Source organism: Metabacillus sp. KH_069, assembly GCF_057838075.1.
Map to the genome: position 1 here is coordinate 490,294 of NZ_CM174460.1, position 14,319 is coordinate 504,612.

A 14,319-nucleotide genomic window follows, 5' to 3' on the forward strand; every position below is an offset into this window, starting at 1 on the left:
TATGAAAGATTTTTCCTATCTGGGCTGAAAGATTATTCACTTGAAGATTGATTTTTTGTTTTATGTTTCTTTTTCTCATCTTGAAGTCCAATTTTCACTTCTTCGGTTGGAATCGCATCAACGGTCATTTCATTTTCCCGTTCGATCAATGTTTTTCCGTCACGGCCTGGAATTTGCTCAGGGTTATCCTGTTTTTGCTTATTCTTTTTATCGGTCATGTCAAAAACACCTCCATGTTTGTACAGATACCTGATTTACTGAGGTTTGAAACATCAATTAAACGTTTGTTTAAAAAGTGTGTTAATTCGAAAAACAAAGAGGAATTATGCGGTTTTTGTCGAATAAGAACTCAAAACACAAATATAATTGGGGAAATTACGATGCTTGCAGAGAAGTTAACATTACACGTTTTGATCGTTTTGGTTCCTGTCTTGATTTATACGGTTATTCTTGAAAACAAGCGCATTACGGCATCACCTTACTTCTCCGGAATTATATACGGAATCGCTTCTTTTTTGTGCATGATCTTCTCGTTTTATGATTACGGCCTTTATTGGGATTTAAGGTATGTCCCAATGGTCCTTGCATTGCTGTATGGAGGTCCTGCTGCCGGCTTGATTGTCTTCATTTTCATTCTGCTCGCAAGAACATACGTAGGCGGGGAAGCAATCTTGTTTGGATATATAAGCGCTTTTCTCGCACTGATTGGACCTTTCCTGTTTTCAAAGCGCTTCAGAAAGTACAAACCTAAAAAAAGGATTCAGCTTTCAATTATTATTGGATTTTGGCCTGCTGTGGTCCAGCTTTGCATTCTGCTTTCTTTTTTAATCACATCCAATTACACTTTCACCAGCATTAAGAAACTATTATTTTATGTGTTCATCTTCGGGATTTTACAAGTTATTTCCATTGGGATCGCTGCTAAACTGCTTGAAGCAGGCATTGAGCGGAAGATGATGAAACAGGAGATTATCCGTACGGAAAAGCTTAATACGATCGGAGAGCTGGCCGCATCCATAGCGCACGAGGTCCGCAATCCGCTGACCGTTGTAAAAGGTTTTTTGCAGCTGATGGAAAAAGAAAAGAAGAATGATGAGCAATATATGCGTTTAATTTTGAGTGAGATTGGCCGAGCAGAGTCCATTTTGAATGATTATTTGAATTTTGCTAAGCCGAAGCTGAAAAAAATAGAAGAATTTCAGCTTTCAGAAGTAATACATAGTGTTGTCTATTTATTGAATGCGCTTGCAGTAAAGCAGGGAGTTAAGTTATCCTGCCAGCTGCAGCCGGGCCTTTATATTGAAACCGATCGAAGCCAGCTTAAACAGGCGCTTGTCAATCTGATTAAAAATGCCATTGAAGCGACTCCAGAAGGGGGAATAGTTAGGGTGCAGCTCTTTTTTAAAAATGGACATGCGCATACCGTCATTTCAGATACAGGCAAAGGCATGACAGCGGATCAGCTTACCAAAATCGGAACTGTTTTTTATTCTACCAAGGATAAAGGTACCGGTCTTGGAACAACCGTGTCTCTGCGCATTATTGAAACGATGAAAGGAAGAGTAGCTTATAAGAGCGAGCTTGGTTCCGGCACTGAGGTAACCATGATTCTTCCGATTAAAAACAAAAATAAGCGAGGTGCTCCACAGTAGAATCATACTGTGGTTTTTTATTGTCTTAAACCCCATCTAAAATCCTACTATTAACCTACTAAATAATTATTTAAAAATTCAGACATCAAACGTATAATAAGTTTGTATGTTACAGAAGGGATGATGGCAGATGAAGGCTTTAAGATCGATTATTATTTGGGGGTTAGTCTCCGCACTGGGAGCAGCAGGATTTGCAGTCATCGCTCTCAATCAGGGGGAGAGCATTAACGCCATTTGGCTGCTGACAGCAGCTGTTTGTTCGTATGCGGTTGCTTACCGTTTTTACAGCCGTTTTATTGCTAATAAAGTATTTGAGCTTGATGACAAGCGGGAAACGCCTGCAGAAACACACAATGACGGCAAGGATTATGTGCCGACAAACAAATGGGTATTGTTTGGTCATCACTTTGCAGCCATCGCCGGAGCTGGACCGCTGGTAGGACCTATACTCGCTGCACAAATGGGCTATTTGCCGGGTACGATCTGGATTATTGTCGGGGTTATCCTTGCAGGTGCGGTACAGGATTTCATTATTTTATTTGGTTCTATGCGCCGAAAAGGCAAATCATTAGGGGAAATGATTAAAGAGGAAATTGGTCCGATAACGGGAATCATTGCCATGGTCGGTATACTTGGAATTATGATTATTTTATTAGCTGTACTCGCTCTCGTTGTTGTGAAAGCGCTTGTAGGAAGTCCGTGGGGGATGTTTACGATTGCAGCTACGATTCCGATTGCTGTATTCATGGGCATATATATGAGATATATTCGGCCAGGAAGAGTTGGAGAGGGTTCTATAATAGGGGTCGTTCTTCTTCTTTTATCGATCTTCCTCGGACAGCATGTTGCCGAAACTCCGGAACTTGCCAAGCTGTTTACATATAAAGGTGAAACGATTGCTATTTTAATGATTGTATACGGTTTTATTGCTTCTGTTCTGCCGGTTTGGCTGCTGCTTGCGCCAAGGGACTATCTGAGTACATTCCTGAAAGTCGGAACGATAGTCGGTCTTGCACTTGGAATTATCGTCGTAGCTCCAGACTTGCAGATGCCGTCCGTCACACCATTCATAGATGGAACAGGCCCTGTGTTTGCAGGAAATATGTTCCCGTTTTTATTTATCACAATCGCATGCGGTGCTGTTTCCGGCTTCCATGCTCTAGTATCTTCCGGTACGACGCCGAAAATGATCGAAAGAGAATCACATGCGCGGCCGATCGGATACGGCGCCATGCTGACAGAATCCTTTGTTGCTGTCATGGCGATGATTGCTGCATGTGTGCTTACGCCAGGCATCTATTTTGCTATTAATAGTCCGCCTGCCCTTATTGGCACGGAAGCTGTCCAAGCCGCAGCAACCGTTTCGAGCTGGGGTTTTACAATAACACCGGATGATTTGACAGCGCTTGCAGATGATGTTGGAGAAGAGACGGTTCTCTCAAGAACTGGAGGGGCTCCGACTCTTGCCATCGGAATGGCTTATATCTTTTCTGAAGTCATCGGTGGTAAAGCTCTTATGGCTTTCTGGTACCATTTCGCCATCCTGTTTGAAGCCTTATTTATTCTGACAACCATTGATGCGGGAACAAGGGTTGGGCGCTTTATGATTCAGGATTTATTGGGTCATATATATAAACCTTTGGCCAGAACAGAATATCTTCCGGCCAATATTCTTGCAACTGCCCTATGTGTTCTCGGCTGGGGATATTTCCTCTATCAGGGAGTAATCGATCCTTTAGGAGGAATAAACACACTCTGGCCGCTGTTCGGCATCGCCAATCAGATGCTGGCAGGAATTGCCTTGCTGCTTGGTACGACCATTCTTTTCAAAATGGGCAAAAAAGCTTACGTTTGGATCACTCTCGTTCCGACGACTTGGATTTTAATCGTGACTATGACAGCCGGATGGCAAAAGCTTTTCCATGAAAATCCGAAGATCGGATTCCTGTCACATGCAAATCTGTTTAAAGGGGCGCTTGATAAAGGAGAGGTGCTTGCACCTGCTGCGAATGCCGACCAGATGAAGCAGGTATTGATAAATGACTACGTGGATGCGGCCCTTTGCGCCATCTTTATGATTGTAGTAATAGCTGTCTTGATTTCGGCCATTCGCATATGGATAAAGGTATTGACGAACAAGGAGACTACTTTGCACGAGGCGCCGTATATTGCGAGATCTGAAGGAGGCATAAGCCACCATGTATAAGAAACTGTCATCCATCCTTAAGTTCAGAAAACAGTTTATCAGTTTGCTTGCGGGTGTTCCAAGCTATGAAAAATATGTGGAGCATATGATGATCCATCACCCAGATCAGCCGGTCCAAAGCAGAAAGGAATTTTTCTGCGAGGCACAGGAAGCACGCTACAACGCAAAAGGCGGCAAGGTTTCGCGCTGCTGTTAATTATTAGAAATCGCTCATCTTTTGGTGGGCGATTTCTTTTTATCTCATAGGCTTACTGATAAACTAATAATAGGTGATGCGGAATGAACGAAGTGCATATATCAGTCAGAGCACTAGTAGAATATGTTTTCAGAGCTGGAAGCATAGATTCAAGATTCAGGACTTCAGCAACGATGCAAGAAGGAACAAAAGCACATCAGGCGATTCAGAAAACCTACGGGGAAGCGGATCAAAAAGAAGTCTTTTTACAGACTGTCATCTTGCATAATCATCTTTCTTTTCTAATTGATGGGAGATGTGACGGTCTGCTGTTATCTGAAGATATGCCATATATTGATGAAATAAAATCAACTGCCGGTGATCTTTCTTTATTAAAAGAGGATTCACATCCCGTTCACTGGGCTCAGGCGAAATGCTACGCATATGTTGTTTTAAAAGAAAGAGAACTTGATCAAATCGGGGTGCAGCTGACTTATGTGAGTGTACAGTCTGGTGAACAAGTCAGGTTCAGGAACACGTTTTCGTCTGCAGATCTTGATTCTTTCATGAAGGAATTGGTAAAAATCTATTCTCCTTATGCTGAATTAAGAGCCGGGCATCAAAAGAAACGGGATAAAAGTATTGAAGAGTTGTCTTTTCCTTTTGAAAGATATAGAGAGGGCCAAAGGAAGCTTGCAGGAACTGTCTACAAAGCAATCAGCGATAAAACGGACTTGTTTGCTCAAGCTTCAACCGGAATCGGCAAAACCATTTCGACCGTCTTTCCGGCTTTGAAAGCTATGGGAGAAGGCAAATTAGACAGACTCTTTTACTTAACGGCCAAGACGATCACAAGAAAAGCAGCAGAGGATACCTTTTCTTACATGGAAACAAAGGGATTGTGCTTTAATACGGTTACAATTACAGCAAAAGACAAAGTTTGTTTAAAGGATGAGACCCGCTGCCAAAAGGATTACTGCGAATTTGCTAATGGTTACTATGACAGGATTAACGGAGCGGTGCTTGATATCCTCTCAAATGAAACCCTTTTAACATCTGATGTTATTAAGGAATATTCTTTAAAGCATACCGTTTGCCCCTTCGAATTTTCCTTAGATCTCACATCTGCTTCAGACGGAATGATTTGTGATTACAATTATGTGTTTGATCCGCGAGTCTCCTTAAAACGCTTTTTTGATGAACAAAAGAAAAAATCGGTCTTACTGATTGACGAAGCGCATAATCTGGTTGACCGCGGAAGAACGATGTTTTCTGCAGACTTGAGGAAATCGGATTTTCTTCAGCTGAAAAGAGAATTTAAACGAGGCGGTATTTTTAAACATGGGAAGAACATAAATGATTATTTTATTGCCCTTAAGAAACAAGTTGAAAATCAGCCGATGCTGATGAAGGATTTGCCTCATGAGCTTTTGGAACTTCTGGATCCTTTTGTAAAAGAAGCGGAGAAAGAGCTTTTAATGGGGAATCCGTCGCAGCTTCTTCTGGATTGCTACTTTCAGGCTCAGACATTCATGAAAATGTCGAAGCTCTATGATGAGAGATATGTGACGACAGCAGAAGCAGATAGAAAAGAGACGGTGATGAAACTGCTATGTCTGGATCCGTCATTTCTTCTTGGACAGATAAAAAAACCATTTCGCTCAAGTATCCATTTTTCAGCTACACTTTCTCCCATCCATTTTTACATGGACATGCTTGGAGGAACTTCTGATGATTATCAAGTGAAAATTCCCTCTCCATTTGCCAGAGAAAACCTGGGTGTCTTTATTAAACCGATTTCCACCAGGTATCATGACAGGGAGAAAAGCAGGGAGCCAATCTCTCAAGTGGTTATACAGCTGCTTGAAGAACGAAGCGGAAACTACCTTATCTTTTTTCCTTCTTACGTTTATATGAAGGAAGTATATGAGTCTTTGACAGAGATGAATCCGCCTTTTGAAATGATGATTCAGCAGCCTCAGATGACGGAAGCAGAGAGAGAAGCTTTTTTAGATGCATTTCAAGAAAACAGCAGCACGGCAATGATAGCATTTGCCGTAATGGGCGGAATCTTTTCTGAAGGTGTTGACCTGATAGGCAACCGGTTAAACGGGGTCATCGTTGTTGGAGTAGGCCTTCCTCAGATAGGGTTTGAAAGAAACATTATGAAAGCCTATTTTCAGCAGTCAGGTAAAAATGGATTTGACTATGCCTATGTTTTTCCGGGGATGAACAAAGTTCTTCAGGCGGGCGGCAGACTGATCCGTTCTGAAAAAGATACCGGAACCATTGTGCTTGTTGATGACCGTTTCTTAGCTGATAAGTACCAGTCGCTTCTGCCGTATGAATGGAAGAACTTTGTCATCTTGGATTAAGTTCCTTCGAACTCTCTGTACAGGGGTTATCAATTTGCAGAGAGGGTAAAAAGGGAGAAGAGGTGATTATAAATGAGTGAGTTTTTTAAAGACTTCTTTCTTTTTATTGGCGGATTTTTAAATGTAGGAATAACCTTGCTGTTTATCGTTTTGGTTTTTGTCGTCATTGGCGTAAGACGGAAGAACAAACGCAAGGCTGGGCATATGAAAGATCAAAATCACTAATAGGCGGAAAAGATGCACTTCAGACAGAGGTGTATTTTTTTGTGCTTATTGATACAGGGCGCACTAGTCTCATTCTCTCATCTTTCGCAAAAAAGCAGGAAATTGACGTAAATTTACAAAATCATCATAAATAGTTAATGTTTCCATAGTATTCTATTTTCGTAATCAATCAGAAAAATGAGGAGGAATACCGTTTTGCTTAAAAACAAACATGCTGCACTATTCGTAAAACTGGCACTTATGCTTAGTTTTTTTATTCCAATGTTTCAAGTCTCCCCGTCCCAAGCTTCTACCGGGGACGGGACCTGGACAGCTCCGTATTCAGTCGCTCAGGCGAATGCTGATCAAAATGGTTCTGTTAAAACGGTTAAAGGGTACGTTGTTGGACAGCCGACTGCCACGAACACGGTTGTGACAGCCAATTATCCAAATGATTATGCACTTGCTCTCGCGGATTCACCATCAGAAACAAGTACATCTAAAATGATTTATGTTCAAATTCCATCCTCTTTCAGAACACAATTTGGATTAAAAACGAACCCTTCTCTAAAAGGCACGGAAATAAAAGTAACTGGAAAACTTGCAGCCTATTTTTCTCACACAGGAATAACGGGTACGGCAGCTATGGAAAAACAAACTGGAACCACTGATCCTACGGAACCTACAGATCCAACAGATCCAGAGCCATCTCCTTATGATGACACCTACTATCAGTCTGCGATTGGAAAAACAGGGGAAGCTTTAAAGACAGAACTTCATAATATTATAGACGATCATAGAGAGCTTTCTTATGACAATGTCTGGGAAGCACTCAGAAATACAGATGAAGACCCAAACAATCCGAATAACGTCATCCTGCTATATACTGGAAGATCACAAAGCGAGCTTACAAACGGAGGAAATGTGAATGATTGGAATAGAGAGCACGTTTGGGCAAAATCACATGGCGACTTTGGAACAAGTGCCGGTCCGGGAACCGATATTCATCATTTAAGACCGACGGATGTTTCAGTAAACAGTTCAAGAGGCAATCTTGATTTTGATAACGGAGGATCACAGCACTCCGAAGCTTTAGGAAACCACTATGACTCTGATTCCTGGGAGCCGAGAGATGCGGTTAAAGGCGATGTGGCCAGGATGTTATTTTACATGGCTGTCCGTTATGAAGGAGACAGCGGCGAGGTGGATCTAGAACTGAACAATAATGTGAATAACGGAACAGCCCCGCTGCATGGGAAAATGTCTGTTTTGCTAGAATGGCACAGACAAGATCCGGTTGATGTACGGGAAAGAAGAAGAAACGACATCATCTACAAAGACTATCAATATAACCGGAATCCATTCATTGATCATCCTGAATGGGCGGATGCCATCTGGAACTGAGAAATACCTTCAAGCCTCCCAAGCAGCAGCGGGAGGCTTTTAATGTTTGATGGAATAAGAAAAAGGCAAATAGATTACTATAAATGAATCGAAAAGGAGACTGGATCATGCTGAAAGCTCTCTACTTAAATTGTTCATTAAAAAAGGGAAACGAACCTTCCAACACAGAATCCTTAATGAGACAATCTCAAAAACACATGGTAAATGAACATGTCCAAACGGAAGAATTGCGCATATCGGACTACAATATTGCATTTGGAATGGCAGAAGATATGGGACGAGGGGATGACTGGCCGCTGATTATGAAGAAAATAGCCGAAGCTGATATCGTTGTGATTGGCACTCCGCTTTGGCTTGGAGAAAAGAGCAGCATTGCTTCTCTTGTTATGGAAAGGCTTTATGCATCAAGCAGTGAAACGAATGCAAAAGGACAGTCTATTTATTATAATAAGGTAGGAGGCGTGGCTGTAACAGGCAACGAAGATGGCGCGAAGGAAGCAGCCCGTTCGATTTTATACGGAATGCAGCACATCGGATTTCTTATCCCGCCTAATGCAGATGTCTATTGGGTTGGAGAAGCAGGTCCAGGTCCTTCCTACATGGAAGCGGGAAAAGAAAACGCGTTTACGATCAAGAATACGAGAACGATGAGCTTAAATTTAGTCCATTTGGCGAGGCTGCTTGCCGAGCATCCAATTCCTGCTGCAGGAAATACACTATAAACTATTGGAGTGTGTGTGATGATTCTTAATCAATCTATTCAGCATGTAAGTCTTTCTGTAACCAATCTTGAGATGGCAAAGCATTTTTATGAAAATATATTATGTTTAAAAGAAATGGAAAGACCTCCTTTTGATTCTGACGGTGCCTGGTACGAAATCGGCTCACAGCAGATTCATCTTATTGTGGATGAAGATTCGCAAACGCTGAGAAAGCAGCATACCTTGAATTCCAGAGAAGGTCATCTTGCCCTCAGGATCGGTAATTATAAAGAAGCTTTAGAGTGGCTTATTGAGCATCATATAGAATATCGTGAAGATGTAAACGGAGTGAGCGGTTTTGATCAAATATACTTCAATGACCCGGACGGAAATTTAATTGAGCTGAATGTAGAACAAAAGTAAGACTGAGAGAGGGAGTTTATGTCCTCTCTTTTTTTATTTAGGAGATTGGTCCAGCTTGTGCGTTAGTCTCCCCTCAATTCGACATTTCCTTGGAAATAAATAAAGGTATTTGTAGGTTCCTGTAGAAATTGGATGGTGGAGGTGGAGAAGAAATGATGAAAGCAAAAGTGTATACAACACCCAAGTTAATAGGTTTGTTTCTTGGGCCGATCAGTTTTTTACTCTTATTTTTCCTAATACCTGAAGCAGAGCTTTCACATGCTCCGCGAGCTGTTCTCGCTGTTACTGCATGGATTGCCATCTGGTGGATTACCGAAGCAATCCCGATTCCGGCTGCATCGTTAATGCCGCTGATTCTTTTGCCTATCATGGGCGGGCTTGATATTGATTCGGCTGCAAAAGCCTACGGGAATCCAACTGTCTTTATGTACATGGGCGGATTTATTATCGCCATAGCAATTGAAAAATGGAACTTACATAAGCGGATTGCTCTTTATATCTTAAAAATCATTGGGACAGAGAGTCATAGAATCGTTCTTGGGATGATTTTAGCAACATCCTTTCTTTCCATGTGGATCTCAAACGCAGCAACTGCCTTAATGATGCTTCCTGTTGCGCTTGCCTTGATAAAAGAAGTAAAAGCAAAGGAAATATTAAAAGGAGAATCCTTTCACCAATTCAGTAAATCCATTCTATTATCTGTTGCGTATGCCGCTTCTATAGGAGGGCTTGCGACACTTGTGGGATCTGTTCCCAATGCAGTCTTTGCTGCCATGTCGCGGGAAATGCTCGACCGGGAAATTATGTTTTTTGAGTGGTTCTTATTTGGATTTCCAATCACGGTCATTTTGCTTGTGATTCTTTATTTCTATCTGACTAAGATGCAATTTAAAGTGGAATTTGAAAACGGCAAGGAAACAGATTTTATTAAAAAGGACTTAAAGGCGCTTGGCTCCATGAGTACAGAGGAGAAGTGGGTAGGAATGGTATTTTTAGTAACCGCTTTCTTATGGATGTTTAAGTTTATTTTGCCGTTCGCTGTCTCGGATACTGCAATTGCCATTTTTGGAGCACTGCTTCTTTTCTTGATTCCTAGCAAAAAAGGAGAAAGGCTCCTTGAGTGGAATGACATGAAGCAGCTGCCTTGGGGATTGCTCTTATTATTTGGCGGAGGGCTGTCGCTTGCGGAAGGTTTTTCTGCATCCAAGCTGACAGAATGGATTGGAAGCAAATTAAATCTTCTTGAAGCTTTTCCATATTTGCTGATTATCATTATCTTAACAGCAGCAATCTTATTTATGACGGAAATCATGTCTAATACAGCGGTTTCCAACATGATTATTCCGATCACAGTCGGTCTTGGCCTTGCAATCGGTGTTCAGCCTTACGGTTTAATGGCTGTAGCTGCACTGGCGTCTTCATGTGCATTTATGCTGCCTATCTCAACACCGCCCAATGCAGCGGTATTTGGTGCAGATGTCCTGAAGATCTCTGACATGGTGCGTGCCGGTTTCTGGATGAACATTGTCTGCATCCTTATTATTGTGTTAGGCGTTTATTTCTGGCTCCCAGTTATCATAAATTAAGGAAAAAGATGTTATGCTAGTTTTTCTGCATCTAACTGCTGTACAATATAATGAAATATTGTATAAGGGCGGATAAGTAAATGAGCATTCTTTCTGTAGAGAATTTATATAAAACATACGGTGAAAAAACACTGTTTGACCATATTTCCTTTTCAATTGCTGAAAGGCAGAGAATTGGCTTAATCGGGACAAACGGAACAGGGAAATCAACCCTTTTGAAATATCTTTCAGGGCTTGAGACAGTTGAAGAAGGTAAAATGATTCATGCGAATTCGTTTCATATTGAATACCTTCCTCAGCAGCCAGAGCTTGAGGAAGAATTGACTGTCCTTGAGCAAATCTATTACGGAGACTCGCTCATCATGAGGGCAATGCGGGATTATGAGCTTGCCCTTTCTGAGTTGGAAGCAGATCCGGCTAATGAAAAAAAACAGTCCAAGCTTCTTTCTATGCAGCAAAAAATGGACGAAAATGATGCGTGGGAAGCAAGTACGGTTGCGAAAACGGTTCTGACCCGTCTCGGTATTTCCGATTTTTCAAAACCAGTCAGGCTTTTATCCGGGGGCCAAAAGAAACGGGTGGCCATTGCAAAAGCTTTGATTCAGCCGGCAGATCTGCTGATTCTGGATGAGCCTACAAACCATCTGGATAATGAAACAATCGAATGGCTGGAATCTTTTTTAGCGCAATATAAAGGCTCCATATTGCTGGTGACACATGACCGTTATTTTCTTAACCGGGTAACAAACCAAATTTTCGAATTAGAGTATGGCAAGCTGTATGTGTATGAGGGGAACTACGAAGTATTTTTGGAGAAAAAGGCAGAGCGCGAGTTTAATGCCGAGCAGTCTGAAAGCAAACGCCAAAATCTGCTGCGAAGAGAGCTTGCCTGGCTTAGAAGGGGTGCTAAGGCCCGTACAACGAAACAAAAAGCACGCATCGGACGTGTGGAAGACCTTCAGGATCAGGAAGGACCGGCAGCAAAACAGAGCGTGGATTTTGCCATCGGGTCAACAAGACTAGGGAAAAAAGTCATTGAACTTGAAAATGTTTCAAAAGCTTTTCAGGACCGCACTTTAATGACAAATGTAAATTATCTCGTTGTTCCGGGAGAGAGACTTGGAATTATCGGACCTAATGGAAGCGGGAAGTCGACGTTATTGAATATTATAGCGGGACGCATTCAGCCTGACAGCGGAAACGTTGAAATTGGAGAAACCGTTAAAATCGGCTATTATACTCAGGATCATGAAGCGATGGATGAAGATTTGCGTGTTGTCGAATATATCAAAGAAGTCGCGGAGGTTGTGCAGACAGTCGATCATCAAACGATCACAGCCGAGCAAATGCTTGAACGCTTCATGTTCCCGAGATCGATGCAGTGGACATATATCCGCAAGCTATCAGGCGGTGAACGCCGCCGATTGTATTTGCTTAAGGTACTAATGCAAGAGCCAAACGTTCTGTTCCTGGATGAGCCTACAAATGACTTAGACACACAAACCCTAAGCGTCCTTGAAGATTATCTTGATCAATTTCCGGGTGTTGTCGTCACCGTATCCCATGACCGCTATTTTCTTGACCGTGTAGTGGATCATCTTCTTGTGTTTGAAGGCAGCGGAGCAGTCAGCCGTTTTCAAGGCAGCTACTCTGACTTTATGGATGCAAAGAAAATAATGAAAGAGGCTGAAAGTGCGGCCCCTGCTCCTAAACTTCATGAGGTAGCTTCAGCTCCAAAACAGAGAAAAAAACTCTCCTTTAAAGAGCAGCAGGAATGGGATGTTATTGAAGATAAGATTGCAGAACTGGAAGAAAAAAGAGAAGAGCTTGAAGGTCAAATCGCTTCAAGCGGCAGTGATTACGGCAAAATTCAGCAGCTCATGGAGCAGCAGCAGGCAATAGATGCTGAGCTTGAAGCAACAATGGAGCGCTGGGAAGAACTTTCGCTCATGGTTGAAGAAATAGAAAATGCTAAGCAGCAATAAGTGGATTTAAACAGCCCGGAAAGAATTTCTTTCCGGGCTGTTTGCTTTCTTGAGAGATCTGAAAGTGTAAAGTTTTGCTCATTGGTTCTGACCAGTCGGTTCCGCTTTTCGTGGTGTCTAGCTCCACCGACCAACTCCTCGGCCGGAACGGATCAGCAAGCATTGGCAAAAAGCGCCTTCACTGGCTGATCCTTATCTGTCTGTCGGAGCCTTATCTGTCTGCCTGCGCTAAGCAGTCGGTTCCGCTTTTCATGGTGTCTAGCTCCACCTCCTAACTCCTCGGCCAGAACGGCTCCGCCAGCAAAGGCAAAAAGCGCCTTTTCTGTCGGAGCCTTATCTGTCTGTCGGAGCTAAGCAGTCGGTTCCGCTTTTCTTATTTCATATCTTTTTTCGTTTCTTCACTTCGGATGTTGATCTCTTTAGAGAATTCAGCATCCTGCTTCTTGTTGTTTGGGTATTTGTTTTTGGATTCGCGATTATCGTTTTTGTTAGTCAAGACAAACCCTCCTTTTGTACAGATTAGAGGTTTATTTTCCGCCAAATGAGGCTATTTTATCCGAAAAAAAACACCTTCTTAATAGAAGGTGCTGCAGGTTAAAGCAATGATTCTGCTCCATCAATATAGACTTCTGTTCCAGTGATATGACTTGATAAATCGGAGGCAAGGAAATAAACGAGATCGGCTACTTGCTCAGGAGAGCCGGCTTTCTTTTCTAAAGGCTGTTCACCCTCTGGAAACTCGACCGGAATCTCAACCTTTTCGATGTTTTCTTCTTCAGCAAAGGTATTGCTGTCGATGTTCGTTTCAATGGCTCCAGGACAGATCATATTGACCCGGATTTTATATCCTGCAAGCTCAAGGGCTGCCATTTTTCCGAATCCGACCTGCCCTACTTTTGACGTGCTGTAGGCTGAGCGGCCAAATCCGCGGTATAAGCGGTTGCCATTAATAGAACTTGTGATGATGATGCTTCCGCCCTTTTCCTTCATATAGGGAATCGCATATTTGACACTCAAAAAGGTGCTTCTTAAATTCGTGTTGATTGTTTGATCCCAGTCCTCGGGAGAAAGGTCCTCAATAGGGGTCCATCTGCCGTTGATCCCCGCGTTAGCAAACACAATATCGATTTGTCCCCAAGTGCTGAAGACTTTTTTATAGCTGCTTTCCATTCGTTCTGCGTCGGAGACATCGCATTCAATTATGATGGCTTCGCCGTTTTTGGCTTCGATTGCCGATTTCACTTTTTTGGCATTCTCTTCTTTTATGTCTAAAAGAGCGATTTTTGCTCCCTGTTCAGCAAGTTTTATTGCGGCAGCTTCTCCAATGCCGGAGCTTGCGCCGGTAACTATTGCAACTTTTCCAGATAGATTCATAGTGGGGACAGCCTCCTAATTTTAGTGGTAGTAAGAAAATAGTGCACTTTTATCTTATTATCCCCTTATTGGAAAAGAAGGAAACCACTACTTTAAAAGAAGAAATAAGCTTTAAAGAAAGGGGCTCTCCAGAAAGTCTATTTTCGCATAAATATTGTTTTCGATTATAAAAGTTGCCCGTTCCTTTCCGCTCCAGGAACTTGCTTTCCGCGGGGAGGGTGGGAGCCTCCTCGG

Annotated in this window: 13 protein-coding genes; 10 read left to right on the top strand and 3 right to left on the bottom strand. The window is 42.3% G+C overall.

Features of this window, described 5'->3' with window-relative positions:
* Positions 1-32: 32 nt before the first annotated feature.
* Positions 33-218, bottom strand: a complete 186-nt coding sequence (locus AC3ISE_RS02595) for a hypothetical protein (RefSeq protein ID WP_489222935.1) — start codon at positions 216-218, stop codon at positions 33-35.
* Positions 219-380: 162 nt separating this feature from the next.
* Between AC3ISE_RS02595 and AC3ISE_RS02600 the strand changes: the two genes are divergently transcribed.
* The 10 genes from AC3ISE_RS02600 to AC3ISE_RS02645 all read left to right on the top strand — a co-directional run bounded on the left by AC3ISE_RS02600 (position 381) and on the right by AC3ISE_RS02645 (position 12,711).
* The gene (locus AC3ISE_RS02600; RefSeq protein ID WP_489222936.1) at positions 381-1,652 is read left to right on the top strand and encodes an ATP-binding protein; all 1,272 of its coding nucleotides are present in this window, start codon (positions 381-383) and stop codon (positions 1,650-1,652) included.
* A 130-nt stretch (positions 1,653-1,782) separates the two neighbouring features.
* A complete protein-coding gene (locus tag AC3ISE_RS02605; protein ID WP_309193776.1) occupies positions 1,783-3,858 on the top strand; it encodes a carbon starvation CstA family protein in 2,076 nt (691 codons plus the stop codon).
* A complete protein-coding gene (locus tag AC3ISE_RS02610; protein ID WP_133313222.1) occupies positions 3,851-4,054 on the top strand; it encodes a YbdD/YjiX family protein in 204 nt (67 codons plus the stop codon). The genes AC3ISE_RS02605 and AC3ISE_RS02610 overlap by 8 nt, the downstream gene beginning before the upstream one ends.
* A gap of 83 nt (positions 4,055-4,137) precedes the next feature.
* Positions 4,138-6,408: an ATP-dependent DNA helicase gene (locus AC3ISE_RS02615; RefSeq protein WP_489222937.1), complete on the top strand. Its 2,271-nt coding sequence runs from the start codon at positions 4,138-4,140 to the stop codon at positions 6,406-6,408.
* Between the two features lie 72 nt (positions 6,409-6,480).
* A complete protein-coding gene (locus AC3ISE_RS02620; protein WP_489222938.1) occupies positions 6,481-6,633 on the top strand; it encodes a hypothetical protein in 153 nt (50 codons plus the stop codon).
* Between the two features lie 240 nt (positions 6,634-6,873).
* Complete coding sequence (locus tag AC3ISE_RS02625; protein ID WP_489224242.1) at positions 6,874-8,016, top strand: endonuclease; 1,143 nt, start codon at positions 6,874-6,876, stop codon at positions 8,014-8,016.
* Positions 8,017-8,123: 107 nt separating this feature from the next.
* Positions 8,124-8,738: a flavodoxin family protein gene (locus AC3ISE_RS02630; protein ID WP_489222939.1), complete on the top strand. Its 615-nt coding sequence runs from the start codon at positions 8,124-8,126 to the stop codon at positions 8,736-8,738.
* An 18-nt stretch (positions 8,739-8,756) separates the two neighbouring features.
* Complete coding sequence (locus AC3ISE_RS02635; RefSeq protein WP_489222940.1) at positions 8,757-9,140, top strand: VOC family protein; 384 nt, start codon at positions 8,757-8,759, stop codon at positions 9,138-9,140.
* Positions 9,141-9,295: 155 nt separating this feature from the next.
* Positions 9,296-10,726, top strand: a complete 1,431-nt coding sequence (locus AC3ISE_RS02640) for an SLC13 family permease (RefSeq protein ID WP_489224243.1) — start codon at positions 9,296-9,298, stop codon at positions 10,724-10,726.
* A gap of 80 nt (positions 10,727-10,806) precedes the next feature.
* Positions 10,807-12,711 (top strand): ABC-F family ATP-binding cassette domain-containing protein, encoded by a 1,905-nt coding sequence (locus AC3ISE_RS02645; RefSeq protein WP_489222941.1) that lies wholly within the window; start codon positions 10,807-10,809, stop codon positions 12,709-12,711.
* A gap of 373 nt (positions 12,712-13,084) precedes the next feature.
* On the opposite strand, the gene AC3ISE_RS02650 is transcribed toward AC3ISE_RS02645, so the two are convergent.
* On the bottom strand, positions 13,085-13,207 hold the full coding sequence (locus AC3ISE_RS02650; RefSeq protein WP_489222942.1) for a hypothetical protein: 123 nt from the start codon (positions 13,205-13,207) through the stop codon (positions 13,085-13,087).
* A 98-nt stretch (positions 13,208-13,305) separates the two neighbouring features.
* Entirely contained in the window at positions 13,306-14,085 is a 780-nt protein-coding gene (locus tag AC3ISE_RS02655; RefSeq protein ID WP_489222943.1) for an SDR family oxidoreductase, read from the bottom strand.
* Positions 14,086-14,319 lie beyond the last annotated feature (234 nt).

Coding starts and splice junctions, on each gene's coding strand:
- AC3ISE_RS02630 (WP_489222939.1), top strand. CDS start 8,124: ATGCTGAAAGCTCTCTACTTAAATTGTTCATTAAAAAAGGGAAACGAA.
- AC3ISE_RS02600 (WP_489222936.1), top strand. CDS start 381: ATGCTTGCAGAGAAGTTAACATTACACGTTTTGATCGTTTTGGTTCCT.
- AC3ISE_RS02610 (WP_133313222.1), top strand. CDS start 3,851: ATGTATAAGAAACTGTCATCCATCCTTAAGTTCAGAAAACAGTTTATC.
- AC3ISE_RS02605 (WP_309193776.1), top strand. CDS start 1,783: ATGAAGGCTTTAAGATCGATTATTATTTGGGGGTTAGTCTCCGCACTG.
- AC3ISE_RS02635 (WP_489222940.1), top strand. CDS start 8,757: ATGATTCTTAATCAATCTATTCAGCATGTAAGTCTTTCTGTAACCAAT.
- AC3ISE_RS02620 (WP_489222938.1), top strand. CDS start 6,481: ATGAGTGAGTTTTTTAAAGACTTCTTTCTTTTTATTGGCGGATTTTTA.
- AC3ISE_RS02625 (WP_489224242.1), top strand. CDS start 6,874: ATGCTTAGTTTTTTTATTCCAATGTTTCAAGTCTCCCCGTCCCAAGCT.
- AC3ISE_RS02595 (WP_489222935.1), bottom strand. CDS start 218: ATGACCGATAAAAAGAATAAGCAAAAACAGGATAACCCTGAGCAAATT.
- AC3ISE_RS02655 (WP_489222943.1), bottom strand. CDS start 14,085: ATGAATCTATCTGGAAAAGTTGCAATAGTTACCGGCGCAAGCTCCGGC.
- AC3ISE_RS02640 (WP_489224243.1), top strand. CDS start 9,296: ATGAAAGCAAAAGTGTATACAACACCCAAGTTAATAGGTTTGTTTCTT.
- AC3ISE_RS02645 (WP_489222941.1), top strand. CDS start 10,807: ATGAGCATTCTTTCTGTAGAGAATTTATATAAAACATACGGTGAAAAA.
- AC3ISE_RS02615 (WP_489222937.1), top strand. CDS start 4,138: ATGAACGAAGTGCATATATCAGTCAGAGCACTAGTAGAATATGTTTTC.